At 67.8% G+C, this 25,234-nt stretch carries 22 protein-coding genes; 6 read left to right on the forward strand and 16 right to left on the reverse strand.

Translation table 11 applies throughout. The features are described from left to right. Window positions 1-81: 81 nt before the first annotated feature. Window positions 82-375, reverse strand: coding sequence for an H-NS histone family protein (locus ACF8NF_RS25345; RefSeq protein ID WP_016449004.1), 294 nt, complete (start codon window positions 373-375; stop codon window positions 82-84). 100 nt (window positions 376-475) lie between these two features. Continuing rightward, complete coding sequence (locus tag ACF8NF_RS25350) at window positions 476-1,789, reverse strand: hemolysin family protein (protein ID WP_392451500.1); 1,314 nt, start codon at window positions 1,787-1,789, stop codon at window positions 476-478. A 24-nt stretch (window positions 1,790-1,813) separates the two neighbouring features. On the opposite strand from ACF8NF_RS25350, the gene ACF8NF_RS25355 reads away from it, so the two are divergent. Beyond that, the gene (locus tag ACF8NF_RS25355) at window positions 1,814-2,659 is read left to right on the forward strand and encodes a symmetrical bis(5'-nucleosyl)-tetraphosphatase (RefSeq protein ID WP_016449006.1); all 846 of its coding nucleotides are present in this window, start codon (window positions 1,814-1,816) and stop codon (window positions 2,657-2,659) included. 78 nt (window positions 2,660-2,737) lie between these two features. Here ACF8NF_RS25355 and ACF8NF_RS25360 read toward each other — a convergent pair whose 3' ends face one another. From ACF8NF_RS25360 to ACF8NF_RS25370, 3 genes are all read right to left on the reverse strand, one after another. Further along, on the reverse strand, window positions 2,738-4,234 hold the full coding sequence (locus ACF8NF_RS25360; protein WP_016449007.1) for a DEAD/DEAH box helicase: 1,497 nt from the start codon (window positions 4,232-4,234) through the stop codon (window positions 2,738-2,740). 186 nt (window positions 4,235-4,420) lie between these two features. Further along, the gene (locus ACF8NF_RS25365; RefSeq protein ID WP_016449008.1) at window positions 4,421-5,302 is read right to left on the reverse strand and encodes a neutral zinc metallopeptidase; all 882 of its coding nucleotides are present in this window, start codon (window positions 5,300-5,302) and stop codon (window positions 4,421-4,423) included. A 108-nt stretch (window positions 5,303-5,410) separates the two neighbouring features. Beyond that, window positions 5,411-5,767: a hypothetical protein gene (locus ACF8NF_RS25370; RefSeq protein WP_392451501.1), complete on the reverse strand. Its 357-nt coding sequence runs from the start codon at window positions 5,765-5,767 to the stop codon at window positions 5,411-5,413. Window positions 5,768-5,868: 101 nt separating this feature from the next. Here ACF8NF_RS25370 and ACF8NF_RS25375 point away from each other — a divergent pair, with 101 nt between their 5' ends. The 4 genes from ACF8NF_RS25375 (at window position 5,869) to nadB (ending at window position 11,374) form a co-directional block, all read left to right on the forward strand. Beyond that, window positions 5,869-6,816, forward strand: coding sequence for a delta(1)-pyrroline-2-carboxylate reductase family protein (locus ACF8NF_RS25375; RefSeq protein ID WP_154835113.1), 948 nt, complete (start codon window positions 5,869-5,871; stop codon window positions 6,814-6,816). A gap of 15 nt (window positions 6,817-6,831) precedes the next feature. Then, complete coding sequence (locus ACF8NF_RS25380) at window positions 6,832-8,583, forward strand: sensor domain-containing diguanylate cyclase (RefSeq protein ID WP_016449011.1); 1,752 nt, start codon at window positions 6,832-6,834, stop codon at window positions 8,581-8,583. Window positions 8,584-8,727: 144 nt separating this feature from the next. Then, a complete protein-coding gene (gene nadA, locus ACF8NF_RS25385; protein WP_312840146.1) occupies window positions 8,728-9,861 on the forward strand; it encodes a quinolinate synthase NadA in 1,134 nt (377 codons plus the stop codon). 10 nt (window positions 9,862-9,871) lie between these two features. Continuing rightward, complete coding sequence (nadB, locus tag ACF8NF_RS25390; RefSeq protein WP_203399832.1) at window positions 9,872-11,374, forward strand: L-aspartate oxidase; 1,503 nt, start codon at window positions 9,872-9,874, stop codon at window positions 11,372-11,374. Window positions 11,375-11,569: 195 nt separating this feature from the next. Here nadB and dcd read toward each other — a convergent pair whose 3' ends face one another. From dcd to ACF8NF_RS25405, 3 genes are all read right to left on the reverse strand, one after another. Then, window positions 11,570-12,142, reverse strand: a complete 573-nt coding sequence (gene dcd / locus ACF8NF_RS25395; RefSeq protein ID WP_013803686.1) for a dCTP deaminase — start codon at window positions 12,140-12,142, stop codon at window positions 11,570-11,572. 68 nt (window positions 12,143-12,210) lie between these two features. Then, window positions 12,211-13,503: a guanine deaminase gene (gene guaD / locus ACF8NF_RS25400; protein ID WP_392451502.1), complete on the reverse strand. Its 1,293-nt coding sequence runs from the start codon at window positions 13,501-13,503 to the stop codon at window positions 12,211-12,213. A gap of 111 nt (window positions 13,504-13,614) precedes the next feature. Continuing rightward, window positions 13,615-14,721 (reverse strand): BMP family ABC transporter substrate-binding protein, encoded by a 1,107-nt coding sequence (locus ACF8NF_RS25405; protein ID WP_392451503.1) that lies wholly within the window; start codon window positions 14,719-14,721, stop codon window positions 13,615-13,617. Window positions 14,722-15,182: 461 nt separating this feature from the next. Here ACF8NF_RS25405 and ACF8NF_RS25410 point away from each other — a divergent pair, with 461 nt between their 5' ends. Further along, a complete protein-coding gene (locus ACF8NF_RS25410) occupies window positions 15,183-15,623 on the forward strand; it encodes an HIT family protein (RefSeq protein ID WP_016452613.1) in 441 nt (146 codons plus the stop codon). A 6-nt stretch (window positions 15,624-15,629) separates the two neighbouring features. Here ACF8NF_RS25410 and ACF8NF_RS25415 read toward each other — a convergent pair whose 3' ends face one another. The 8 genes from ACF8NF_RS25415 to ACF8NF_RS25450 form a co-directional block, all read right to left on the reverse strand. After that, window positions 15,630-16,679, reverse strand: a complete 1,050-nt coding sequence (locus tag ACF8NF_RS25415; RefSeq protein ID WP_043790736.1) for an adenosine deaminase — start codon at window positions 16,677-16,679, stop codon at window positions 15,630-15,632. Next, window positions 16,679-17,686: an aromatic ring-hydroxylating dioxygenase subunit alpha gene (locus ACF8NF_RS25420; protein ID WP_209670836.1), complete on the reverse strand. Its 1,008-nt coding sequence runs from the start codon at window positions 17,684-17,686 to the stop codon at window positions 16,679-16,681. The genes ACF8NF_RS25415 and ACF8NF_RS25420 overlap by 1 nt, the downstream gene beginning before the upstream one ends. A gap of 194 nt (window positions 17,687-17,880) precedes the next feature. After that, on the reverse strand, window positions 17,881-19,038 hold the full coding sequence (locus tag ACF8NF_RS25425) for a BMP family ABC transporter substrate-binding protein (protein WP_016449762.1): 1,158 nt from the start codon (window positions 19,036-19,038) through the stop codon (window positions 17,881-17,883). 250 nt (window positions 19,039-19,288) lie between these two features. After that, the gene (locus ACF8NF_RS25430) at window positions 19,289-20,461 is read right to left on the reverse strand and encodes a BMP family ABC transporter substrate-binding protein (RefSeq protein WP_016449763.1); all 1,173 of its coding nucleotides are present in this window, start codon (window positions 20,459-20,461) and stop codon (window positions 19,289-19,291) included. Window positions 20,462-20,509: 48 nt separating this feature from the next. Beyond that, window positions 20,510-21,430: an ABC transporter permease gene (locus ACF8NF_RS25435; protein WP_016449764.1), complete on the reverse strand. Its 921-nt coding sequence runs from the start codon at window positions 21,428-21,430 to the stop codon at window positions 20,510-20,512. Further along, entirely contained in the window at window positions 21,430-22,536 is a 1,107-nt protein-coding gene (locus ACF8NF_RS25440) for an ABC transporter permease (RefSeq protein WP_016449765.1), read from the reverse strand. Before ACF8NF_RS25440 ends, ACF8NF_RS25435 begins: the two co-directional genes overlap by 1 nt. Further along, window positions 22,523-24,112, reverse strand: a complete 1,590-nt coding sequence (locus ACF8NF_RS25445; protein WP_392451505.1) for an ABC transporter ATP-binding protein — start codon at window positions 24,110-24,112, stop codon at window positions 22,523-22,525. Before ACF8NF_RS25445 ends, ACF8NF_RS25440 begins: the two co-directional genes overlap by 14 nt. A gap of 120 nt (window positions 24,113-24,232) precedes the next feature. Beyond that, complete coding sequence (locus ACF8NF_RS25450) at window positions 24,233-25,165, reverse strand: LysR family transcriptional regulator (RefSeq protein ID WP_016449767.1); 933 nt, start codon at window positions 25,163-25,165, stop codon at window positions 24,233-24,235. Window positions 25,166-25,234: the final 69 nt, after the last annotated feature.

The following is a 25,234-nucleotide window of genomic DNA, read 5'->3' on the forward strand; positions in this document are numbered from 1 at the left end:
CGAGTCAATTTTTGACAAATGGCCGTGCCAATGAAAAAAGCCCGCACAAGGCGGGCTCTTTCAACATGCGCGATGGAAAAATCAGATGACGAACTTTTCGCGGTCCTGATTCTGAATCCACTTCGGCGGCTTGCCGCGTCCGGTCCAGGTCTGGCCAGTGGCGGGATCACGGTACTTGGGCGCCACCTTGGTGCCCGTTGCACCCGCATTGCCGCGACCACGAGCCGAAGGAAAGACGTCATCCGCAGTCAGGCCATATTCGGCAATCAAATTGCGAACCTTGCCCACGGCGTCAGACAGTTCACGCTTGCGCGCTTCCTGGATCTGTTGCTCCAGTTCCTGTCGCTGCTTCAGCAATTCCTTGTAAGAGCTCATGGTGTGCGCCTTGAAAGTTGTTTAAGAGCTTTCATTATAAAAACATAATCGCCCTACAGGGCAAGACGCATGTAAGCAAAATCCACAATATCGCAGTTGCCTATTGCAGCGAGGACCCTTCGGATAATTCCGAAATGGCAAGCACCTTGTCAATGCGTTTGCCATCGAGATCAATCACCTCGAAGATCCAGCCCGCGCAGCTGATCCGCTCTCCCAGAACCGGCAAATGACCGCTTTCCGCCATGAGAAGGCCGGCAACGGTGTTGTATCGGCCACGGTGCTCATCGGGCAGGTCACGAATATCGAGGCGCGCCTTCAGCTCCGATATGGGCATCAGCCCGTCCAATAACCAGGAGCCATCCCCACGCTGCATGGCCCATGCTTCCGTTTCGGTCACAGGCTGTAACTCGCCGGTAATCGCCTCCAGCAAATCGCGCGGCGTCATGATGCCCTGCACCACGCCATATTCATCCACCACGAACACCATGCGCCCGGATCGGGCACGCAATTGCTCCAGCAGTTCCATGGCGCTGAGCGTCTCGGGCAGGAACGAGGCCGGCAGCACATGCTCGTAGAGCGTGGAGCCCGCCGCATCGGGACCCAATGCCAGCAGGCGCGCCACGCTGATGATGCCGACCACGTCATCAAGGGAATTGCGGCACACCGGATACCAGGAATGGCCGCCCTTTGCGTGGTCATCGGCCGAGGCCTGCAATGCCTCGGTGACGGTCATGTCGGCATCCAGCCATTGCACATCGCCGCGCGGCACCATGATCGACGTCAGCGAGCGGTCATCGAGATGGAAGACGTTCTGCACCATCTGGTGTTCGCTGGCCTCGATGACGCCGGCATCGCGGCCCTCGGCAAGGCTGGCCGCGATCTCCTCCTCGGTCACGGAGCGTGCCGCCGATTCATTGATGCGCAGCAAGGTCAGCATGGCGCGGGTGGAGAAGGCCAGCAGCCGCACAAAAGGCTTGGCTGCCGACGCCACCCACGTCATGGGCCGCGAGACCACGATGGCCACGGTTTCGGGATAGAGCTGGCCGATGCGCTTGGGCACCAGCTCGCCGAAAACGATGGTGACGAAGGTGATCACGGTCACGACGACTGCCGTTGCCGAAATGCTGGCTGCGCGCTCTGGAACGCCCAGGCCCAGCAGCCATGCGGCCAGTCCGTCGCTGAAGGCCGCCTCACCCAGGATACCGTTGAGCAGGCCGATGGAGGTGATGCCCACCTGCACCGAAGAAAGAAATTGCGTGGGGTCGTCGAGCAAGGCCAGTGCCGCCACCGCCCCCTTGTCGCCTGTTTCAGCCAGTGCCACCAACCGAGCCTTGCGGCTGGAGGCCAGTGCCAATTCGGACATTGCAAACACCCCATTGAGCAGCGTAAGCAACGCGATCAGCAGAAAATCCATGGTTCGTATATCAGAAAGAAGACCATGGCACTTTACTGTATCGGTGATATCCAGGGATGCCACGACGCCTTTGAGCGCCTGCTGCAACGCGTGGATTTCTCCGCCAGCCGCGATACCTTGTACATCCTCGGCGACCTGGTGAATCGCGGCCCGGCATCGGACAAGGTACTGCGCACCTGCATGGCCGCCGGCGACTCCATGCGGGCCCTGCTGGGCAACCATGACCTGCACCTGCTGGCCGCCGCCCACGGCGTGCGCCGCAACAGCCGCCGCGACACCTTGGCCCAGGTGCTGCAAGCGCCCGATCGTGACCAGCTGCTGGACTGGCTGCGACAGCAGCCGCTGGCGCGCAGCCACCGCACGGTGCATGGCGATGAGCTGCTGATGGTCCACGCAGGCGTGCTGCCGCAGTGGACCGCCCAGGAAGTGATGGACCTTGCAGGCGAGGTGCACACGGTACTTCGCAGCGCGCAATTGCCGGATTTCCTGCAAGCCATGTACGGCAACCAGCCCGATCGCTGGTCGCCGGATCTGCAGGGCTGGGAACGGCTGCGTGTCATCGTCAACGCGCTGACCCGGCTGCGTTTTTGCAGCGCTCAGGGGGTCATGGATTTCGACAGCACGGAGTCGGCAGAGCAGGCGGCGCCAGGACTCATGCCCTGGTTCGATGTGCCGGGCCGCGCCACGGCGGGCGTGCCCATTGCCTTTGGCCACTGGTCCACGCTGGGCCATATCAACCGGCCCGATCTGGTGGCGCTGGACACGGGCTGCGTCTGGGGTGGCTGCCTGAGCATGATGCGCTTCGGCGACCATCTGGCGGACAGGGAGCTGATCCAGGTGGATTGCCCGCAGGCCCAGGCCCCAGGCTGATCGGGAGCAGCCCGTGCACCCATGAAAAAACGCCTGCAAGGCAGGCGTTATTCGGGAAGCAGGCCGCGTGTGCGGCGCTCAGACCTCGGAGGTGGCGACGGGCGCGGCGGGCGCGACCGGTGCCTTGAACAGCGCCGCCAGCTTGCGCTTGGGCTTGATGTTGCCGCCGGCCTTGGGCGCAGCGCGCTGGCTTTCCCAGTTGGCGTCGGCGCTGGCCGAAGGCTCATAGGGCTTGTCGAAGAAGGGGTCGGAATGCGCCGGGCGCTGGGCCATGCGCGAGCCGCGATGGCCGAAGCCCGTGCTGCCCCGTGCTGCATCGGCACCGCGATCGCCACGCTCGCCACCGCGATCCCGTTCACGACCGTACCCGCCGCCAGCGCCTTGGCGCGGCAACTCGTCGAAACGGTGACCACGCGGTGCGCTGCCGCGGAAATCTTCCATGGGGCAGGTTTCGACGTTGATCTTCTTCTTGATGAGCTTCTCGATCTCGCCCACCAGGCGCGCATCGTGGCTGGTCACCAGGGTCACGGCAATGCCGGAGGCGCCTGCGCGGCCCGTGCGGCCGATGCGGTGCACATAGTCTTCGGCGTTGAAGGGCACGTCGTAGTTGAAGACGGCCGGCACGTCCTTGATGTCCAGGCCGCGGGCCGCGACATCGGTACACACCAGCAGATCGACCTCGCCGCGCTTGAAGGCTTCAAGCGCCTTCAGGCGCTCGTCCTGGCTCTTGTCGCCGTGCAGCGCCGTTGCGCGCAAACCGTCGCGCTCCAGCGCCCGCGTCAGGCGGGCGCAGCCCAGCTTGCTGTTGGAAAAGACGAAGGCCTGGCGGATCTCGCGCTGCTTGAGCAGCGAACGCAGCGCATAGCGCTTGTCGTCGTCGCTGACGCTGTAGAAGCGCTGCTCCACCGTGGACGCCGTCTCGTTGGGACGGGCCACTTCGATGGTGACGGGGTCTTGCAGGTAGCTGCCGGCCAGGCGCTTGATCTCGGGCGAGAAGGTGGCGCTGAACAGCAAGGTGGTGCGTGTCTTGGGCAGATGGGACAGGATGCGCTGCAGGTCGGGCAGGAAGCCGATGTCCAGCATGCGGTCCGCCTCGTCGAGCACCACGTACTCGACCTGGTTGAGCACCACGTTCTTGGCTTCGATATGGTCAAGCAGCCGGCCCGGCGTGGCCACCAGCACCTCGACGCCCTTTTTCAGTTCCAGCGTCTGCGGTTTCATGTCCATGCCACCGAACACCACGGTGCTGCGCAGCTTGGTGTACTTGGCGTACTGGGCGATCTGCTGAGCCACCTGGTCCGCCAGTTCGCGCGTGGGCAAAAGCACCAACGCCCGCACGGGGTGCCGTGCAGGCGAAGCGGAGGCATTTTCGTGGCGCATCAGCCGCTGCAGCAATGGCAGCGAGAACGCTGCCGTCTTGCCCGTGCCGGTCTGGGCTGCGCCCATGACATCCTTGCCGGTCAGAACAACCGGAATGGCCTGCGCCTGGATGGGCGTCATGGACTCGTAGCCCATGTCGGCCACGGCGCGCGCCAGGGACTCGGCCAGTTGGAGATTGGAGAAAGAGCTTGTCATTGAGGACGCTATTGTCGCACCTAGCGCGATTTGTGCGTTGCAATAACGCCAATTGGCACCTGGACAAGCATGGCGTTGCGTGAGCGCAACCCGCAAAAACCCGGTACGAGGGCCCGCTATGCGGGCATTTTTTTCATCGCCGGGCCGCCGCCTCGAGATGGGAAAGCGCCCCTCGGGGGGCATTTTTCAAAGCGAAGCGGCCGAGAAAGTGTCGCAGGACTTGACGCTGCCGGTGCGCAGACCGGTGCTGAACCAGCGCTGGCGCTGGGCACTGGTGCCATGCGTGAAGCTGTCGGGCACGACGGCGCCGCCACCGGCGCGCTGCAGGGCGTCGTCGCCGATCTTGGAAGCGGCATTCATGGCCGACTCCACATCGCCCTGCTCCAGGATCTGGCGTGCGCTTTGCGCGCGGTTCGCCCAGACGCCGGCCAGGCAATCGGCCTGCAGCTCCAGCTTGACCGACAGATGGTTGTATTCGACCTTGCTGACGCGGCCCCGCGCACGGTCCACCTGAGCGCTGATGCCCAGCAGGTTCTGCACGTGGTGGCCCACCTCGTGGGCAATCACATAGGCCTGGGCGAAATCGCCGGGCGCGCCCAGCTGGTTCTTGAGCGTCTCATAGAAGCCCAGGTCGATATAGACCTTCTGGTCGGCAGGGCAGTAGAACGGCCCCATGGCGGACTGCCCCGTGCCGCAGGCCGTGGGCGTGGCGCCGCGGAACAGCACGAGCTTGGGATCGGCATATTGGGCGCCGCCCTGGCGGAACACCTCGCGCCACACATCCTCGGTATCGGCCAGCACGGTGGAGACGAAGCGGGCGAGCTGGTCGTCGGCCGGCGGCTTGTGGGCCGGCCCCTGGGGCTGCTGCACCTGCACCGGCGCGCCGCCGCTGAGCGCCCCCAGGATGGTCAGCGGATTGATGCCCAGCACCCAGCCACCGACCAGGGCGATGACGATGGTGCCGATGCCTATGCTGCGCCCGCCAAAGACGGGACCACCACCGCCACCACCACCGTCATCACGGCGGTCCTCCACATTGTCCGACTCGCGGTTGCCTTCCCATCTCATGGTGTTCGCTCCTGGATCTGTGCTGCGGCCTGCAGCATCGGGCGGCGATATTACGTCGGAACCTGCGGGGCCGCAGCGTCCGCAGTCCCGGCAATGATACGGCGTGTATCAGCGCACGGGCTGCGCCGCCATGGGGGCAGTGACGGGCGGCGCCTGGCTGCGCAGTACCTGCTCGCGCGCCACCAGCACCATGCCGGCCAGCAGCGCGGCGACGATGCACAGGCCGACGACGACCGCCAGGCCCAGCCCCCATCCGCCGCGCCTGCGCCGCTCGCGTGCAGGCTCGCCGGGCCTGCGGGGCGCAGGTGCCTGTTCGCTGGGAGGCTCCTCGCGCTGCCACGGTTCGGGCGCGGGCCCGCGCCGCTGCTGCTCGTAGCGCGGGGCCGATTCCTTGCGGGGAGCTTCGGGCCGCGCCGAACCGTCCCAGCTGGGCTCCTCGCGCGGATAAGAAGGCTTTTGTGACATAGGCGACATCGTAGTGCCTGCGCAGGCCCGCGCGGGCCTGGGTGCACCACCGGACACATCGCGCATTGGCCTGCGCGCGCCTACTGTGTACAGTCGCGGCCATGAGCCATTCCAGCACGCACTCCTCCGCCGCCCTAGACGCGCAGGCCACCGCCGCCCTGCTGCCCTGGAAGGAGCTGGCCGAAGAGATCGCGGCTGTACTGCTGCAGCCCCGGGCAGTGCAGGTGCCGCCGCGCATCGTGATGCCACTGCCCGCAGGAGGCAGCCTGTTTTGCATGCCCGCCACCGATGGGCAGGTGGCCATGACCAAGCTGATCAGCCTCACGCCCGGCAATGCCGGCACGCCGCGCGCCACCATCCAGGGCGATGTGGTGGTCTTCGATGTGGCCACGGGCGAGCGCCGCCTGATCCTGGACGGCCCCACGGTCACGGCGCGGCGCACGGCCGCCGTATCGCTGCTGGCCGCGCAAAGGCTGGCTCCCAATCCGCAGGGCCCGCTGCTGATCGTGGGCGCCGGCGTGCAGGGCCTGGCCCATATGCAGGCCTTTGCAGCAGGCCTGGGCGTGCGCGAGGTCCAGGTGGCATCGCGCAGCGCCGAGAGCGCCCAGTCACTGGTCAGCCAGGCGCATGCCATGGGCCTGCAGGCCAGTGCCGTGCAGGATCTGGAGGCCGCCGCGCGCCATTGCCCGCTGATCGTGACCTGCACGCCGGCCCGCGCCGTGGTGCTGCATGCAGCCCCGCGCGCCGATGCCTTTGTCTCGGCCGTGGGCGCCTTCACGCCGCAGATGGTGGAGCTGGCGCCCAGCCTGTGCCTGGGCCTTGCGCAGGCGGGCCGCGTCGTCGTCGATACCGCAGATGCGCTGCACGAAGCCGGTGATCTGCTGCAGGCGGGCATGGACGTGGCCGCCCTGCCCACGCTGGAGCAGGTGGTGCGCGAGCAATGGCTGCGCCCGCAGGTGCCGGTGCTGTTCAAATCCTGCGGATGGGGGGGCTGGGACCTTGCGGCCACCCGCCTGGCAATGCGCCGGGCTGCGCTTCAGAACAGTTGACGACGGATTTCTGCGTTGAACGAGCTTTCCCCCCCGGATTCCCCCGCCCCGCCCCCAAGCACCGAGCCCGGCCGCTGGCAGCGCCTGGGCCTGCGCACGCAACTGGCCCTGGTCTTCGGCTCGCTGCTGGTGGGCGTGACGGTGCTGATGTCACTGGCCTTCGGCGAACTGCTGCGCTGGCGCATGGAGCGCGAGGTCAGCGCCTCGCTGCATGCCATGGCCTCCAACGCGGCGCGGCAGTTGTCTGAAGGGCTGTTCAGCCGTGCCCATACCGTGGAGGTGCTGGCCGCTTCGCCGGAGCTGTGGGTGCAAGGGCTGGATTCCCCGGGCGTGGGAGCGCTGCTCAACCGCGCCCGTTCGCTGACGCCGTCCAACCTCTGGATAGGCGTGGCCGACGCCGAAGGCACGGTGCGCAGCGCCACCGACCAGTTGCTGGTGGGCCACGATGTCAGCGACCGGCCCTGGTTCGAGCCGGGGCTGCAGCGCGTGCATGTGGGCGACGTGCGTGCCTCTTCGCCGCGCATGGCCGCGCTGCTTGCGCCCCCGGCCGACGGCGCGCCGCGCCGGTTCATGGACTTTGCAGCGCCCATCCGCGTGGGCGGACTCACGCAGGGCGTGCTGTGCATGCACAGCAGCTGGGAATGGGTGCGAGAGACCATGCAGACCTTGCAGCAGGCCGACAGCGGGGATCGCCAGATCGGCCTCTTCATCTTTGACCGCCACGGCAAGATCATCCACGCCCCGGGCGACAGCCTGGAGCCGCTGCAGGCGCTGGACCAGCGCCTGCCGGTGGCCCATACCGTGTCTGCCGATACGTCCGATGCCACGCTGCTGCCCGTGCAGGTGGCGCGCTGGCAGGACAGCCCGCAGAGCTTTCTGACGGCCACCGTGCCACTGCAGGCCCACAACCGGGTGACGGCCATGGGCTGGCACATCGTGGCCCGCCAGCCGCACGACAGCGCCTATGCGCCCGCGCGCCAGGCCATGCACCAGGTGCTGGCCGGCGGCCTGGCGGCGGCGCTGGTGGCCGCCGTCATCGCCTGGCTGGTGGCACGAAGGCTCAGCCAGGACCTCAAGCGCCTGGCCCGCGCGGCCAACGGCATCGATGGCAGCGGCGCGGCGCCGGACATTCCGCAGCTGCACAGCAGCCGCGAAGTGCACCGCCTCTCGCAGGCGCTGCGCGGCAGCATTGCCCAGCTGCGCTCGGCCAACGAGGCCATGGAGCGCCAGGTGCGCGAGCGCACCCTGCAGCTGCAGCAGGCCAATGCCGAGCTGGAGCACCAGGCGCGCAGCGATCCGCTCACGGGCCTGCTCAACCGCCGGGGCTTCGATTTCCAGCTGGACTTCGCCATGGCGCTGGCGCGCCGCAGCGGCCGCCCCTTGAGCGTGCTCGTCATCGACGTGGACCACTTCAAGCGCATCAACGACCAGCATGGCCATGACATGGGCGACGCCGTGCTGCGCACCCTGGCGCGCGCCTTCCGCATGCGGCTGCGCGAGTCCGACGTGCTGGCCCGCATGGGGGGCGAGGAATTCCTGGCCCTGCTGCCCGACACCACGGCCGACGCGGCCGTGGCCATTGCAGAGCAACTGCGCGAACTGCTGGCCTCCACGCCCATGGCCCACGGCGAGCCCGTCACCGCCAGCGTGGGCGTGGCCACGCTGCGCGGCACCACGGACACGGCCGCCGCCATGCTGCGCCGTGGCGACGAAGCGCTGTACGAGGCCAAGGGCGCAGGCCGCAACAACGTGCAGCTTCAGCGCTGAGACGGCCCCGCGCCGCTTTCTGCCCCCTCGGCTTGCCGCCTGCCGCAAAACACCAGTGCGGGAAAAAACATCACACTAATACTCAAATTGAGCATATTATTCGCAGCCATCACCAGACCTTTTCCACAGTCCCGGACGGCCACCATGCAGCTCAAATCCGTGCAGTACGACAAGCCCCATTTCTCCCACGCCGGCCAGTGCGGCATCGGCGAGGCATGGGCCCGCATTCCCCCTGAACTGGACCGCGCCCAGCGCCTTCGGACCACCGAGCGCATACGCGCCCTGCTGCACGAGCGCGATGCCGTGCTCGTGGCCCACTACTACGTGGATGGCGAACTGCAGGACCTGGCGCGCGAGACCGGCGGCTGCGTGGGCGATTCGCTGGAGATGGCGCGCTTCGGCGCCCAGCACCCGGCCAGCACCCTGGTCGTGGCCGGCGTGCGCTTCATGGGAGAGACCGCCAAGATCCTCAGCCCGGAAAAGCGCGTGCTCATGCCAGACGACGACGCCAGCTGCTCGCTGGACCTGGGCTGCCCGGCAGACGAGTTCAGCGCCTTTTGCGACGCCCACCCGGACCGCACGGTCGTGGTCTACGCCAATACCAGCGCGGCGGTGAAGGCGCGCGCCGACTGGGTGGTCACATCGTCGGTGGGACAGGACATCGTGGCCCACCTGCACGCCTGCGGCGAGAAAATCCTCTGGGCTCCCGACCGCCACCTGGGCGCCCACATCCAGCGCCAGACCGGCGCCGACATGCTGCTGTGGCATGGCTCCTGCCTGGTCCATGACGAGTTCAAGGCCGACGAACTGGCCGCCATGGCACTGGAGTATCCGCAGGCCGCCATCCTCGTGCATCCCGAGTCGCCGGCCGCCGTGGCCGCCCAGGCGGACGTGGTGGGCTCCACCACCCAGCTCATCAACGCGGCTGGCCGGCTGCCCACCGACACCTTCATCGTCGCCACCGACCAGGGCATCCTGCACGACATGCGCATGCGCTACCCGGGCAAGACCTTCCTGCCCGCGCCCACGGCCGGCCAGGGCGCCACCTGCAAGAGCTGCGCCATGTGCCCGTGGATGGCGATGAACAGCCTGCAGGGCGTGGAGCTGGCCCTGGAGCAGGGCCTGTGCGCCATCGAGGTGGATCCCGCCATCGCCCAGGCCGCGCGCCGGCCCATCGAACGCATGCTGGCTTTCGCGGCCGGCCACCGCCAGCCCGTGCGCGCCAGCGGCGACCTTGCGCGCGATGCGGCGCTCTTCCAGCACTTCGGTCCCGCCTGAGGACAGCGCCATGACACAGCCTTGCACAGACGTACTCATCATCGGCGCCGGCCTGGCCGGCATGGCCGCCGCCCTGTCGCTGCCGCCGCATCTGCGCGTGGCCCTGCTCAGCAAGGGCGCGGCCGAGGAATGTGCCAGCGCCTGGGCCCAGGGCGGCATTGCCGCCGTGCTGGATGCACAGGACAGCATCGACGACCACGTGGCAGACACCCTGGTCGCGGGCGCAGGCCAGTGCGATGCACAGGCCGTGCGCGCCATCCTCGAGCAGGCGCCCGACGCCATCGATTGGCTGGTGGCCCACGGCGTGCCTTTCACGCGCGACGACAGCGGTGGCCTGCACCTCACGCGCGAGGGCGGCCACGGCCGCCGCCGCATCGTGCATGCCGCCGACTGCACCGGCCAGGCCGTGCACGCCGCCCTGCTGCGCGCCTGCCGCGAGCGCGCGAACATCGATTTGCATGAACACACCAGCGCGCTGGACCTGCTGACCGAAGGACAGCCTGCGCACTGCACAGGCGCGCTGGTGCGCCTGCCCGATGGCCGCCAGCAGCGCTGGCATGCCGCGCATACCGTGCTGGCCACGGGCGGGCTGGGGCAGGTCTATCCAGCCACCACCAACCCGGCCACCGCCACGGGCGATGGCGTGGCCATGGCCTGGCGCGCGGGCTGCCGCGTGGGTGATCTGGAGTTCATGCAGTTCCATCCCACGGCCCTGCAGGTGGGCGGCCGCGCGGCCGGCCTGGTCTCCGAGGCATTGCGTGGAGAAGGCGCCCTGCTGCGCCTGCCGGACGGCACGCGCTTCATGCCTGCCCATGACGAGCGGGCCGAACTGGCGCCGCGCGACATCGTGGCCCGGGCCATCCGGCACGAGATGGACCGCCATGGCCTGGCCTTCGTGCACCTGGACATCAGCCACAGGCCCCGCGCCTGGCTGCAGTCGCATTTCCCGGGCGTGATGGCCCTGTGCGCCAGCCATGGCATCGACATTGCGACGCAGCCGATTCCCGTGGCCCCCTGCGCCCACTACGCCTGCGGCGGCGTGCTGGCCGATATCGACGGGCGCACGGATGTCGATGGCCTGCGCGCCATCGGCGAGGTGGCGCGCACCGGACTGCACGGCGCCAACCGGCTGGCCAGCAATTCGCTGCTCGAATGCGTGGTGATGGGCCGCGCGGCCGCCCGGGCCATCGCGCAGCAGCCGGCTGCTGCCCCGGCGCCGGCCCGGCCGACCGAAACCCTGCAGGCCGGCGCACAGGAGCAGGACACGGCCGCCATCGCGCAGGAGTTGCGCCAGCTCATGCAGGACTGCGTGGGCATACAGCGCAGCGACCAGGGCCTGGCACAGGCCGTGCAGCGCATTGCGGCATGGCGGGAAAGGCTGGCACCTGCCGCAGGCCATGCGCTGCGCAACCAGCTCGATGTCTGCTGGCTCATGGCCACGGCTGCCGCCGCACGGCGCGAGAGCTGCGGTGCGCATTCGCGCATCGACACCGCACCGGCGCTGGTGGAATGAAGAATGACCCCCACGCTCCCCAAGGGGGCCGCTTTTCATCTTGGGGCGGCCCGGCGATGAAGAATGACCCCCACGCTACCCTTGCTGCGCAAGGTCCGCTGCCCCCCGAGGGGGCCGCTTTTCATCTTGGGACGGCCCAGCGATGAAAAAGGCCCGCAGCTTTCGCTGCGGGCCTTGTCTTCCGGGCCAAAGCCGTCAGGCCTTGGGAAGCGTCACGCCCACCTGGCCCTGGTACTTGCCGCCACGGTCGCGGTAGCTGACCTCGCAGACATCGTCGGGATCGCTCTCGAAGAACAGCACCTGGGCGCAGCCCTCGCCGGCATAGATGCGGGCGGGCAGCGGCGTGGTGTTGGAGAACTCCAGCGTCACATAGCCTTCCCATTCGGGCTCGAAGGGCGTGACGTTGACGATGATGCCGCAGCGCGCGTAGGTGCTTTTGCCCAGGCAGATGGTCAGCACGTTGCGCGGGATGCGGAAGTACTCGACCGTGCGCGCCAGCGCGAAGCTATTGGGCGGGATGATGCAGCTGTCGCCCTCGAAATCGACGAAGCTCTTTTCATCGAAGTTCTTGGGGTCCACCACGGTGCTGTGGATGTTGGTGAACACCTTGAATTCGGGTGCGCAGCGGATGTCGTAGCCATAGCTGCTGGTGCCGTAGCTGATGATCTTGCGGCCATCGACGTTGCGAACCTGGGCCGGCTCGAAAGGCTCGATCATGCCGTGATCCTCGGCCATGCGACGGATCCACTTGTCGCTCTTGATGCTCATGGCAATTCCTCGTTCCCTAGCTGTCCTTGTCAGGCGCCAGCACCCGGCCGGGCACTGGTGCAAAGGCGCTATTTTGCTTGAGAAACGACGGTGCGCTCTATCAGGCGGTCATCGCCCAGGATGATCATGGCGAACAGCAGCTCGTCCAGGCTCCCCGCCTGGCGGGTCTTGCGCTCGAGCAGCGGCGTGCAGGCCGGGTTGATGACCACGAAGTCGGCCTCGCAGCCCGGCTGCAGATTACCCACCTGGCCGGCCAGCCCCAATGCGCGCGCCGCGCCCGCCGTGTGCTGCCACCACAGATTGCCGGGCGACAGGCTCAGGCCCTGCTTGGTCTGGCCCTCGCGGCCCGCCACATAGGCGGCCTGCATGGTGCGGAAAGGGCTGAAGCTCATGCCGCCGCCCACGTCGCTGGCCAGGCCGTAGAGGAACTGCGCGGCATCGGCCCGCGCAAAGTCGAAGAAGCCGCTGCCCAGGAACAGGTTGCTGGTGGGGCTGACGGCCGCAGCGGTGCTGCGTTCACGCATCAGGGCGCGGTCCTCGTCGTCCAGGTGGATGCAGTGCGCGTAGACGGCGCGCTCGCGCATCAGGCCGAAGTCGTCGTAGACCGACAGATAGCTGCGGGCCTTCGGAAAGAGTTCGGCCACCCAGCGCACCTCGTCCAGGTTCTCGGCCACATGGGACTGGATCCAGACATCGGCGTAGCGTGCGGCCAGCTCGCCCGCGCCGCGCAGCTGCTCATGCGTGCTGGTGGGGGCAAAGCGCGGCGTGATGGCGTAGCCCAGGCGGTCCACGCCATGCCAGCGCTGGATCAGGTTTTCGGTGTCGATCAGGCTTTGCTCGGTCTGGTCGCGCACGCCGTCGGGGCTGTGGCGGTCCTGCAGCACCTTGCCCGTGATCATGCGCATGCCGCGCGCCTGCGACGCGCCCATGAGCGCATCGACCGACCCCGGGTGCGAGGTGGCAAAGGCCAGCGCCGTGGTCACGCCGTTGCGCTGCAGCTCGTCCAGGAAGAACTCGGCCACGCTGTCGGCATGCGCGCGTTCGCAGAAGGCCGACTCATGAGGGAAGGTGTATTTCTCCAGCCAGGGCAGCAGGCCTGCGGCGGGCGCGCCGATCACATCGGTCTGCGGATAGTGGATGTGCAGGTCGATGAAGCCTGGCGCCAGGATGCGGCCCGGCAGATGGGTGACTTCGGCGCCCGGCTGTCCGGTGAACTGCGCCTGCAGCGCCTGCCAGCTGCCGGCGGCGACCACGCGCTGCTGCCCCTTGTCATCCGGGGCGACGGCCAGCAGGCCATCTTCGTCGTAGAGCGCCTGGCCATCGTTGGCAAAACGCAGCAATGAGGAACGGTAGATTTGCATGCCGCCAAGCTTAGCGGGCGGACAGGCAGATGCCATATCCGCAGCGCTATAGGCGCCATCGGCAGGCGCCACCCTAGGGTTTACGCCAGGGCGGCAGCCAGGGGTCCCACCTCACTTGGGCAGGGTGGCCTGCACGCCTTCCACCAGCCAGTTCATCTGCAGGATCTGCGCATCGTCCAGCTGCTTGCCGGCTGAAATGCGCACCTGGCCCTGGTTGTCGCGCACCGGCTGGTCGCCGGCCTTGAAGGGCTGCAGGCGGCCCTGGGCCATGTCCTTTTGGCGCTGCAGCACTTCCTCGCGCACGGCGGGCGGCAGCCTGGGGCCGAAGCCTTCCACGCGGATCATGCCCTCGCGCACGCCGCCCCAGGTGTCCTGGCTCTTCCAGCTACCGTCCAGCACCGCTTTGGCGCGCGCCGTGTAGTAGTCGCCCCACTGGTGGGTGACAGCCAGCAACTGGGCGTCGGGCCCGTCCTTGCGCATGTCGGAGTGGTAGGCAATCGCCATGCGGCCGCGCTCCTGGGCGGCCTGCATCACGGCGGTGGATGCGACCTGGAAGGACACCACGTCCACGCCGCCGTTGAACAGTGCCATGGCCGCATCGCGCTCGCGCGGCGGGTCGAACCAGGTATCCAGCCAGACCACCTTGACCGTGGCCTTGGGATTGACCGAGCGCATGCCCAGCGTGAAGGCGTTGATGCCTTGCAGCACCTCGGGAATCGGAAAGCCGACCACGAAGCCGGCCACGCCCGTCTTGCTGGCACGGCCTGCGGCAATGCCCGACAGATAGCGGCCCTCGTAGTAGCGCGCATTCGAGGTGGCCACGTTGTCGGCGCGCTTGAAGCCCGTGACCGACTCGAACTTCACCTGCGGGAAGTCGCGCGCCACGCGCATCACGGACTCGGTGTAGCCGAAGCTGGTGGTGAAGATCAGTTGGTTGCCGCTGGCGGCCAGGTCGCGCAGCACGCGCTCGGCGTCGGGGCCCTCGGGCACGCTGTCCACGGCGCGGGTCTGCACGCGCGGGCCCAGGGCCGCCTGCAATGCGCGCCGGCCCTCGTCGTGCTGGCGCGTCCAGCCGGCGTCGAGCACGGGCGTCAGATAGACGAAGGCCGCCTTGAGGGGCGTGGAACCTGCGGGGGATGAAGGGGCGGGATGGCCTTGGGACAAGGCCGTGGATACAAGACTTGCGGCCGCGACTGCGGCTGCGAGGTTTTTGTACATGGTGTTCCTCTACATGGCCCGGAAATGAAAACGCACCTGCCGTGGGCAGCGGCCGGTGCGGGGCGCGATTATAGGCAGCGGCCCCGGGGGCTGCCTGGGCCTGCGCTTATGGCCTCCATAAGGGGCGGCAGATACCGTCTACTAGAGCGTGTTATGCACTTTTAAGTGCCCGCGAAAGCCGGGAAATGGGCCCGGAACGAGGCGCAGCGCGCGCCGCGGTTGCCATACCGCAAGTGTGCTGCAACGAAGGGCCGGGCCCATTTCCCGGCTTTCCCGAAGGGTTGGCTCTGCGCGCAGGCGCTCGCGGCGTTGCAGCGCTTGCCAAGGCTCCAGCCTTGGCGGCGCACTGCGCCTTGCGATCACCAGCGCGCAGAACCAACGCGGGTACTTAAAAGTGCTTAACACGCTCTAAGATCGTCGGCAAATTCCAACCCCCAGCAACCACCAAGGAGTACAAGACCATGCCGATGTTCGTCGATACCTCGCCCCCGGGCCAGTGCATCTTCTGCCGCCTCGTGGCGGGCGAGATCCCGTCCGCCAAGGTGTTCGAGGACGAGCAGACCATCGCCTTCATGGACATCGGCCAGGTCAATCCCGGCCATGTGCTGGTGGCCAGCAAGCGCCATGCCGTGACCCTGCTGGACCTCACGCCCGACGAGGCCGGCGCCGTGATGCGCACGGCCCAGCGCGTGGCGCAGGCCGTGCAGTCAGCGTTCGACCCCGAAGGCATCAGCCTGTTCCAGGCCAACGGCGCAGCGGGCGGGCAGACCGTCTTCCACTTCCACCTGCATGTGCTGCCGCGCCACGAGGGCGACGGCGTGGGCCTGGGCTGGCCGCGCAAGGAGCCCGGCATGCAGGCGCTGCAAGAGCATGCCGAGCGCCTCAGGAAGGCGCTGGCCTGAGCGGACTCAGGCCAGGGCTGCGTACTTGGCGAACACGGCCTCCAGCTGGCGCATCCAGTGGGCGCGCTGCTGGGGCGTGACGAAGCTGGCGTCAAAGCTGTTGACCGCCAGCTGCCAGGCCTGCTGCGAGTTCATGCCCGTGGCGGCGAACAGCTGCAGGTAGTTCTCGTTCACGTAGCCGCCGAAGTAGGCCGGATCATCGGAATTGACCGTGACCTTGAGACCCGCCTCCAGCAGTTGCGGCAGGTTGTGCTGCGCCAGGTCGGGCACCACGCACAGCTTGAGGTTGGACAGCGGGCAGACGGTCAACGGCACGCCGTCGCGCACCAGGCGCTGCATCAGGGCCTCGTCTCGCGCGGCCTGCACGCCGTGGTCTATGCGCTCGGAATGCAGCACGTCCAGCGCGCCCCAGATATAGGCGGGAGGCCCCTCCTCGCCCGCATGCGCGACCAGGTGCAGGCCCAGCTCGCGGCAGCGCGCGAACACGCGGGCGAACTTCTCGGGCGGGTTGCCGACCTCGCTGCTGTCCAGCCCCACGCCGATGAAGCGGTCGCGCAGCGGCAGCGCGGCCTCCAGCGTGGCGAAGGCGTCCTCCTCGCTGAGGTGGCGCAGAAAGCTCAGGATCAGCGCCGACGAGATGCCCTGCTCTATCTCCGCATCGCGGCAGGCGCGGTACAGGCCGTTGATCACGGTCTCCATGCCCACGCCGCGCTGGGTGTGGGTCTGGGGGTCGAAGAAGATCTCGGCATGGACCACGTTGTCTTGCGCGGCGCGCGCCAGGTAGGCGCGGCCCATGTCGTAGAAATCCTGCTCGTACAGCAGCACGCTGGCGCCGGCGTAGTAGATGTCCAGAAAGCTTTGCAGATCGGTGAAGGCATAGGCGCGGCGCAGGTCTTCCACGCTGGCATAGGGCAGCTTCACGCCGTTGCGCTGGGCCAGCGCGAAGATCAGCTCGGGCTCCAGCGAGCCTTCGATGTGCATGTGCAGCTCGGCCTTGGGCATGGCCTGGAGCAATTGGGGCAGATGCGCGGCATCCACGGCGGGTACGGTGTGCATCAGCAGACTCCGAAGGTGATGCCGCTGGCCCGGAGGTAGCGGCGGTAGGCGGACGACATGCGGTCGGCCGCAGAGTGCATTTCGGCGCGCGGGTCCAGCGGCAGGCACTTGGGCTGCTGCGACTCCAGCACGGGCTGGTCCTGGCAGAAGATGGTGTGCTGGAATTCCTGTAGCTGGGCGTCGGGCGAATCGAAGTCTGCCACGGCCAGCCGGAACCAGACGCGGCTGGTCTCGGGCGTGACGGGGCAGATGAACAGGGCGATGGACTCGCGCCATCCGGCCCGGGTGGTGCCGGATTCGGGCAGCTTGGTCAGCACGGCGGCATAGGGCGCCGTGACTTCGTAGGTGTACTCGACCTCGGCCGCGCTGGTGGAGTGCAGGTTGGACTGCGGCTGCACGGCCTTGCAGCCCGTGGCCAGCACGCCCGTGGGCGTGGTCTCCACGGCATAGGCTTCGATGGCCGTGGCGTCGCGGCTGCCCAGCCAGCCTTCGTGGACAAAGCCGAAGTGCGACATGTCCAGGAAGTTCTCGATGATGCGCGGCGCGCTGGCGGCCACGTCGTAGGGGCCGCAGTTGAGCTTGCGCAGGTGCGCGTCCGCCTCGGCTTCAAACGCTGGCAGTGCCGCCAGGGCCGCCAGGGCCGGAACAGCCGAGAGCTCCTCGCCCGTGGCCAGCCGCACCCAGACCAGGCCGTAGGCTTCCTGTGCCTCGAAGGCCTTCACGCACTGCGAGGGCGGGGGCGTGAAGCTGGGCAGGGCCGGCACCTTGACGCACTGGCCGCTGTCGGCGAACTGCCAGCCGTGGTAGGGGCATTCAAGGTGGCCGTTCTCGACACGGCCCATGGACAGGCGTGCGCCACGGTGCGGGCAGCGGTCCACGAAGACGCGGACCTGGCCTTGCGGATCGCGCCACAGCACCAGGGGCTGGTCCAGCAGTTGCACGCCCAGCGGCGCATCGACAACTTCGTGGGCCTGGGCCACGGGATGCCAGAGGGAGTTTTCGATCATGGGGGAATCTCTTGCTGTCTGTCTGTGCCGCGGCAGCGGGCAGGCCGCGGCTGGGAGCGAGCATAAACCCGCTCGATGCGCAGCACAGGTACGGTACAGGTACACCTGTGCTGCGCATGAACGCCAAGGCCGCCCGAAGGCGGCCCTGGCGGCAACAGGCAACCCGGCCTGCGCCGGGTGGCCTGGCGTCTGTCTTACTTGCTGTCCTGGCCCGGCACCTTGCCTTCCACGCCCTTGACGTAGAAGTTGATGCCCGTGAGGAACTTGTCTTCGGCCACGGCGTCGGCGGCCAGCAGTTCCTTGCCGTCCTGGCCTGTGATCGGGCCCTTCCAGATGTGGAAGGTGCCGTCCTTCAGACCCTTCTTGACCTCTTCGATCCGGGCCTTGGCCTCGGCGGGCACGTCATCGGCCAGCGAGACGATGTCGATCGCGCCTTCCTTCACGCCCCACCAGGTCTGCTGGCTGCTCCACTTGCCGTCCAGCATCTCGCGCACGGTCTTGGTGTAGTAGGGAGTCCAGTTGATGATGGCCGAGCCCAGGTGGGCCTTGGGGCCGTAGGCCGTCATGTCGGAGTCCCAGCCGAAGGCGCGCTTGCCCTTTTCCTCGGCCGTCTTGAGCACGGCGGCGGAGTCGGTGTTCTGGAACAGGATGTCGGCGCCGCCGTTGATCAGCGAAGTCGCAGCCTCGGTTTCCTTCGGGGGGGCGAACCACTCGTTGACCCAGACCACCTTGGTCTTGATCTTGGGGTTCATGGACTGCGCGCCCAGCGTGAAGCTGTTGATGTTGCGCAGCACTTCGGGAATCGGCACGGAGCCGACCACGCCCAGCACGTTGGACTTGGTCATGGAGCCCGCGATGATGCCGGCCAGATAAGCGCCTTCGTAGGTGCGGCTGTCGTAGGTGCTGACGTTGGCGGCGGTCTTGTAGCCGGTGGCGTGCTCGAACTTCACATCGGGGAAGTCGGGAGCGATCTTCTGGATGGGCTCCATGTAGCCGAAGGTGGTGCCGAAGACCAGCTTGTTGCCGTTGGCGGCCATGTCGCGCAGCACGCGCTCGGCGTCGGCGCCCTCGGGCACGCTCTCGACGTAGGAGGTCTTGATCTTGTCGCCGAATTCCTTCTCCAGCGCCAGGCGGCCCTGGTCGTGGGCAAAGGTGTAGCCGCCGTCACCGACGGGGCCCACGTAGGCGAAGGCGATCTTCAAAGGCTCGGTTGCAGCGGCAGCAGGGGCCTCGGCAACGGGAGCGGGCGCAGGCGCGGCCTCCTCCTTCTTGCCACAGCCGGCCAGCGCGGCGGCGGCCACGGCCGACAGCGCTGCCACCTTGATCAGGGAGCGTTTGTGAAGATCAGTCATCGAAGTTTCCTCAAGTGGTCCTGCGGCAGGCAGGAAGAAGGCGGTGTCCGCAGGGGCGCAGACCCGCCGCGATGGGTCCCGAGAATAAAGCAAGAATGGCGCCAGCCGGCTGCGCCAGAGCCACCAGGCATGCGGGAAAACCACATTTTGGGGGCTTTGCACAATCGTGGTGCATAGGGCGGACCCGTCTGGCGGATCGCGGCAGAAAAAAGGGCCCCGAAGGGCCCTTGTTGCATGGACTGCCGCCGGATCACTTGGCGCCCGGCACCTTGCCTTCGACGCCGTTGACGAAGAAGTTGATGCTGGTCATGAAGCCCAGGTCGCCGACCTGGCCTGCCGTCAGCACTTCCTTGCCCGCGTTGTCCTTGATGGGGCCGGTCCAGACGGCGAAGCTGCCGTCCTTCAAGCCGTCGCGTGCCTTGGCGACCTTGTCCTTGATGTCCTGGGGCACGTCGTCGGCGATCTTCACGAGGTCGATGGCGCCTTCCTTCACGCCCCACCAGAACGAGCCGCCCTGCCACTTGCCGTCCAGCGTGTCCTGGGTGACCTTGCTGTAGTAAGGCGTCCAGTCGATCACGGCCGAGCCCAGGTGGGCCTTGGGCGCGAAGGCGCTCATGTCGCCGTCCTTGCCGAAGGCGCGCGCACCGCGTTCCTCGGCCGTCTTGAGCACGGCCGGGGAGTTGGTGTTCTGGTAAAGCACGTCCACGCCGCCGTTGATCAGCGAGGTGGCGGCCTCGGACTCCTTGGGCGGGGCGAACCATTCGTTCACCCAGACCACCTTGGCCTTGATCGAGGGATCGACGCTTTGCGCGCCCAGCACGAAGCTGTTGATGTTGCGCACCACTTCCGGGATAGGCACCGAGGCCACGACGCCGATGGTCTTGGTCTTGGTCATGCCGCCGGCCACGATGCCGGCCAGGTAGGCGCCCTCGAAGGTCTTGGTGTCGTAGGTGGCCACGTTGTCGGCATTCTTGTAGCCGGTGGCGTGCTCGAACTTCACGTCCTTGAGGTCGGCCGCGACCTTCTGCACGAACTCCTGGTAGCCGAAGCTGGTCGCGAAGATCAGCTTGTTGCCCTGGCCGGCCATGTCGCGCATCACGCGCTCGGCATCGGCGCTCTCGGGCACGCTTTCGACAAAGGAGGTTTCCACCTTGTCGCCGAACTTCTCCTGGATGGCCTTGCGGCCCAGCTCATGCTGGAAGGTCCAGCCGCCGTCGCCGATGGGGCTGACGTACATGAAGCCGATCTTGAGCTTCTCGGCCGGCGCCTGCGCTGCGGGCGCGGCAGCGGGAGCAGGCGCTGCGGCCTCTTCCTTCTTGCCGCAGGCGGTCAGGGCCGCCACCGAGATGGCCGACAGGCCGATCATCTTCACAAGCGTGCTTTTGAGGCCAGGTTTCAGGGTGCGTTCGCGCAAAGCGGGCATGCGTTTGTCCTTTTGTGGTTCTGGAGGGAGAGAGAAACAATGAAAGCGTCAGGAGCCCGGGTAGAAGGGCTTGCCCAGCGAGGCCGGCATGTTGGCGCGGATCCAGGTCGGATTGCGCGAGATCAGCACCAGCACGACGATGGTCGCCAGGTACGGCAGCATGGACAGCAGCTGGCTGGCCACCTGCACGCCCGTGGCCTGCAAATGGAACTGCAGCATGGTCACGCCGCCGAACAGGTAGGCGCCCAGCAGCACGCGCGCAGGGCGCCAGGTGGCGAAGGTGGTCAGCGCCAGCGCGATCCAGCCCCGGCCCGACACCATGCCCTCCACCCACAGCGGCGTGTAGACGGTGGAGATGTAGGCACCGGCCAGCCCGCACATCGCGCCGCCGAAGACCACGGCCGCCAGGCGGATGCGGCGCACCGGATAGCCCAGCGCATGGGCCGACTGGGGCGACTCGCCCACGGCGCGCAGCACCAGGCCGGCCCGGGTGCGGTAGAGGAACCAGACCAGGGCCGCCGCAATGGCCACCGCGCCATAGACCAGCGGATGCAGGCGGAACAGCGCCGTGCCCACCACGGGCAGGTCGGACAGCCAGGGCACGGCGAACTTGGGCAGCTCGGGCAGGCGTGCCTGCACATAGCCCAGGCCCAGGAAGGCCGAGAAGCCCGTGCCGAACAGCGACAGGGCCAGCCCCGTCGCGTACTGGTTGGTGTTCAGCCAGATCACCAGCACGCCGAAGATGGCGGCCAGCAGCGCGCCCGCACCCATGCCGGCCAGAAAGCCCACGGTGGTGCTGCCCGTGTGGACCACGGCGGCAAAGCCCGCGATGGCGGCGCACAGCATCATGCCCTCGGCACCCAGGTTGACGATGCCGGCCTTTTCATTGATCAGCAGGCCCAGCGCGGCCAGCGCCAGCACGGTGCCGGCGCTGAGCGTGGAGCCCAGCAGCAGTGCGTAGGATTCCATCAGCGGGCCTCCTTGACGGCAGGCGCCGCTGCGGGCGGAACCACGGGCGTGCGGGACACCCAGCGCACGCGGTAGGCCACCAGCGTGTCGCAGGCCAGCAGCGTGAACAGCAGCAGGCCCTGGAACACGCCGGTCAGCGCCTTGGGCAGGCCCAGGCGCGACTGGGCGAGTTCGCCCCCGATATAGAACATGCTCATGAGAATCGCGGAAAAGATCATGCCCACGGGATGCAGGCGGCCGACGAAGGCCACGATGATGGCGGCGAAGCCGTAGCCGGCCGGGACATAGGGCGTGAGCTGGCCCAGCGGGCCGGCCACCTCCAGCGCACCGGCCAGGCCGGCGGCGGCGCCCGAGATCAGCAGCGCCGTCCACAGCGCACGGCGCGAGGAAAAGCCCGCGTAGCGTGCGGCGGCCGGAGCCAGCCCACCGACCTGCAGCGCAAAGCCGGCGCGGGTGCGGAACAGGAAGATCCACAGCATGGCCGCCGCGGCCAGCGCCAGCAGCAGGCCGATATTGGTGCGCATGCCCTGCATCAGCTTGGGGATCTGCGTGACGCGCTCGAAGGTCTTGGTCTGCGGGAAGTTGTAGCCCATGGGGTCCTTCCACGGCCCGTAGACCAGAAAGCCCAGCACCAGGGTGGCCACGTAGACCAGCATCAGGCTGACCAGGATTTCATTGGCATTGAAGCGGTCGCGCAGCAGGGCCACGATGCCGGCCCAGACCATGCCGCCCAGCATGCCGGCCACCAGGATGGCGGGCACGATCCAGGGCCCCGTGGTCTTGTCCGCCAGCAGCGCCACGCCGCCTGCGGCCACGGCGCCGATCACGAACTGGCCTTCGGCACCGATGTTCCAGACATTGGAGCGAAAGCACACGGCCAGCCCCAGCGCGATCAGCAGCAGCGGCGTGGCCTTGACGGCCAGCTCGCCCAGCGCATAGGTGGACTTGACGGGGTCCCAGAAGAAGGCCTGCAGGCCGCGCACCGGGTCCTTGCCCAGCATCACGAACAGGCACACGCCGATCAGCACCGTGATGGCCAGCGCCAGCACGGGCGAACCGTAGGTCCACAGCTTCGAGGCCTGGGGGCGTTGCTCAAGCTTGAACATGGGCACCTCCCTTGGTGGCACTCGGGGCGGCGTTCGGGGCGGCAGCACCGTCCCACAGGCCGCTCATCCACTCGCCGATCTGCTGCACGGTGGCATCGGCCCGCGCCACGGAGGGCGACAGCCGGCCCTTGGCCACCACATGCAGGCGGTCACATATCTCGAACAATTCGTCCAACTCCTCGCTGAGCACCAGCACGGCGCAGCCCTCGTCGCGCAATTGCAGGATGGCGCCGCGGATCTGCGCGGCCGCCCCCACGTCCACCCCCCAGGTGGGCTGGGAGATGATGAGCAGCGCGGGCCTGGCATCGATCTCGCGGCCCACGATGAATTTCTGCAGGTTGCCGCCCGACAGCGACTGCGCCGCCGCGTTGGGGCCGCCGGCCTTGACGTTGAAGCGCGCAATGATGGCGCGCGCCTGCTCCTGCAGCTTGCCCATGCGAATCCAGCCGCCTTTGCCCAGCGCGGTCTTGCGCGTCAGCAGCAGGTTGTGCGCCAGGCCCATGCTGGGCACGGCGCCGCGGCCAAGACGCTCCTCCGGCACGAAGTGCAGGCCCAGCGCACGGCGCCGGCCGGGGCCCAGGCGTCCCGCCTCCCGGCCGGCAATCTGCACCATTTCGGGCGCTGCGCGCGTGTCCTCGCCGGACAGCGCATACAGCAATTCCTTCTGGCCATTGCCCGAGACACCGGCGATGCCCACGACTTCGCCCGCGCGCACATCGAGCTGTATGCCCTGCAGGTCCACGCCGAAGGGCTCCGAGCGCGGCAGCGCCAGGCCCTGCACGCGCAGCACGCTGGCGCCGACCTGGGATTCGCGGTGCGTGAGCTCGGGCGGCTCCGAGCCGATCATCAGCCGCGACAGCGAGGCATTGCTCTCCACGGCCGGGTTGCACACGCCGGTCACCTGCCCGCCACGCAGCACGGTACAGGCCGTGCACAGCGAACGGATCTCGTGCAGCTTGTGGCTGATGTAGAGGATGGAGCAGCCCTCGGACGCCAGGCGGCGCAGCACGACGAAGAGCTTCTCCACCGCCTGCGGCGTGAGCACCGAGGTGGGCTCGTCAAGAATGAGCACGCGCGGGTGCGTGAGCAGGGCGCGGATGATTTCCACGCGCTGCATCTCGCCCACGCTCAGCGTGTGCACGGGGCGGTGGGGATCGACCTCCAGCCCGTAGTCATGCGCCGTGGACTCGATGCGCTGCACCACCTCGGCCAGCGGCAGGCTTTTGTCCAGGCCCAGCCAGACGTTCTCGGCCACGGACAGCGTGTCGAACAGGCTGAAATGCTGGAACACCATGGCGATGCCCAGCTGGCGCGCCTCCTGCGGGTTGCGGATGTGGACCGGCTTGCCATCGACCTCGATGCGGCCCTCGTCGGGCTTGACGGCGCCGTAGATGATCTTCATCAGCGTGGACTTGCCGGCGCCGTTCTCGCCCAGGATGGCATGCACTTCGCCGGCGCCCACGGTCAGCGAGATGCCGTTGTTGGCCACCACCGCCGGATAGCGCTTGGTGATGCCTGTCAGCTGAAGCCGCGGCGGCGCTGCTGCTGGCAGGGGGACTGTATCGGGGGGATTCATGGCTGGGATTGTCTTTCAATTTCTGCAACAAACTGGAACACAAGTCCTTGAAACCGCCTCGGCGGCCCTCATATCGGCCATCACTTTGTTCACCCAAAAGGCGGTTCCTGTCGCCGTCGCCTAGCGGGCACGGGACATCAGCGCCACCTGCCGCACGGCGTCGCGCAGCCAGCGCGTGGACGCGCCCATGTGCGTGCGGGCATGCCACAGCTGGTAGTACACCAGCGGCGCAAACTCCACCGGGCAAGGCAGGATCACCAGGGGCAGGCGCTGGCTGAAGCGCTCGCAGAACAGCCGCCCCGTGGTCAGCACCAGCAAGCTGGTGGCCACGATGTCGGGAATCAGGCTGAAATGCGCGCAGCGCGCCGCCACCTGGCGCTGCAGGCCCATGCGGGAGAGCTGGTCGTCGATCACGCCGCGCGCGCCCGGGTAGGTGGGCGTGGGCGCGATGTGCTCGGCCTCCAGCCACTGGGCCACGTCCCAGCCGCGTCGCACGGCCGGATGCTGGGGGCTGACCAGGCAGACCACCTCGTCCTCGAACAGGCTGGCCATGTGCAGGCCCTGCGGCGGCTCGGGCCAGTTGCCGATCACCACGTCCACATCGCCCTGGGCCAGTTGCACCTCGTAGTGCGCGTCGCCGTTGAGGGCCAGGATGTCCACGGGGCAGCCGGGCGCCTCGGTCTTGAGGTGGGCCACCAGGCGCGGCAGGAACAGCGGGTCCAGGTAGTCGCTGGCGGCGATGCGGAAGGTGCGCGTGGAGGTGCGGGGATCGAAATGGCGCGCATCGCTGAACAGACCCTCGGCTGCACGCAGGATGTCGGCCGCCGGCTGCACCATGCGCAGCCCGGCCTCGGTGGGCTGCATGTGCGCGCCCGAGCGCACCAGCAGCGAATCGCCGGCCAGGTCGCGCAGGCGCTTGAGCGCGGCGGACACCGCCGGCTGGTGCATGCCCAGGCGCAATGCGGCACGCGAGACGCTGCGCTCGGTCAGCACCGTGTGCAGCACCCGTATCAGGTGCAGATCAATCTTGTCGAACAGGGCCTGGTCGCGCATGTAGCGAAGCAATCAGCGAAAAAAAGAGCGGTCGCGCCGGGGACGCGCCGCAGGTCATGGGGAGCCCGC

The organism is Delftia sp. WSY_22, assembly GCF_043104185.1.
Taxonomy (GTDB): Bacteria; Pseudomonadota; Gammaproteobacteria; order Burkholderiales; family Burkholderiaceae_C; genus Comamonas; species Comamonas tsuruhatensis.

Coding starts and splice junctions, on each gene's coding strand:
- ACF8NF_RS25345 (WP_016449004.1), bottom strand. CDS start 375: ATGAGCTCTTACAAGGAATTGCTGAAGCAGCGACAGGAACTGGAGCAA.
- ACF8NF_RS25350 (WP_392451500.1), bottom strand. CDS start 1,789: ATGGATTTTCTGCTGATCGCGTTGCTTACGCTGCTCAATGGGGTGTTT.
- ACF8NF_RS25355 (WP_016449006.1), top strand. CDS start 1,814: ATGGCACTTTACTGTATCGGTGATATCCAGGGATGCCACGACGCCTTT.
- ACF8NF_RS25360 (WP_016449007.1), bottom strand. CDS start 4,234: ATGACAAGCTCTTTCTCCAATCTCCAACTGGCCGAGTCCCTGGCGCGC.
- ACF8NF_RS25365 (WP_016449008.1), bottom strand. CDS start 5,302: ATGAGATGGGAAGGCAACCGCGAGTCGGACAATGTGGAGGACCGCCGT.
- ACF8NF_RS25370 (WP_392451501.1), bottom strand. CDS start 5,767: ATGTCACAAAAGCCTTCTTATCCGCGCGAGGAGCCCAGCTGGGACGGT.
- ACF8NF_RS25375 (WP_154835113.1), top strand. CDS start 5,869: ATGAGCCATTCCAGCACGCACTCCTCCGCCGCCCTAGACGCGCAGGCC.
- nadA (WP_312840146.1), top strand. CDS start 8,728: ATGCAGCTCAAATCCGTGCAGTACGACAAGCCCCATTTCTCCCACGCC.
- nadB (WP_203399832.1), top strand. CDS start 9,872: ATGACACAGCCTTGCACAGACGTACTCATCATCGGCGCCGGCCTGGCC.
- dcd (WP_013803686.1), bottom strand. CDS start 12,142: ATGAGCATCAAGAGCGACAAGTGGATCCGTCGCATGGCCGAGGATCAC.
- guaD (WP_392451502.1), bottom strand. CDS start 13,503: ATGCAAATCTACCGTTCCTCATTGCTGCGTTTTGCCAACGATGGCCAG.
- ACF8NF_RS25405 (WP_392451503.1), bottom strand. CDS start 14,721: ATGTACAAAAACCTCGCAGCCGCAGTCGCGGCCGCAAGTCTTGTATCC.
- ACF8NF_RS25410 (WP_016452613.1), top strand. CDS start 15,183: ATGCCGATGTTCGTCGATACCTCGCCCCCGGGCCAGTGCATCTTCTGC.
- ACF8NF_RS25415 (WP_043790736.1), bottom strand. CDS start 16,679: ATGCACACCGTACCCGCCGTGGATGCCGCGCATCTGCCCCAATTGCTC.
- ACF8NF_RS25420 (WP_209670836.1), bottom strand. CDS start 17,686: ATGATCGAAAACTCCCTCTGGCATCCCGTGGCCCAGGCCCACGAAGTT.
- ACF8NF_RS25425 (WP_016449762.1), bottom strand. CDS start 19,038: ATGACTGATCTTCACAAACGCTCCCTGATCAAGGTGGCAGCGCTGTCG.
- ACF8NF_RS25430 (WP_016449763.1), bottom strand. CDS start 20,461: ATGCCCGCTTTGCGCGAACGCACCCTGAAACCTGGCCTCAAAAGCACG.
- ACF8NF_RS25435 (WP_016449764.1), bottom strand. CDS start 21,430: ATGGAATCCTACGCACTGCTGCTGGGCTCCACGCTCAGCGCCGGCACC.
- ACF8NF_RS25440 (WP_016449765.1), bottom strand. CDS start 22,536: ATGTTCAAGCTTGAGCAACGCCCCCAGGCCTCGAAGCTGTGGACCTAC.
- ACF8NF_RS25445 (WP_392451505.1), bottom strand. CDS start 24,112: ATGAATCCCCCCGATACAGTCCCCCTGCCAGCAGCAGCGCCGCCGCGG.
- ACF8NF_RS25450 (WP_016449767.1), bottom strand. CDS start 25,165: ATGCGCGACCAGGCCCTGTTCGACAAGATTGATCTGCACCTGATACGG.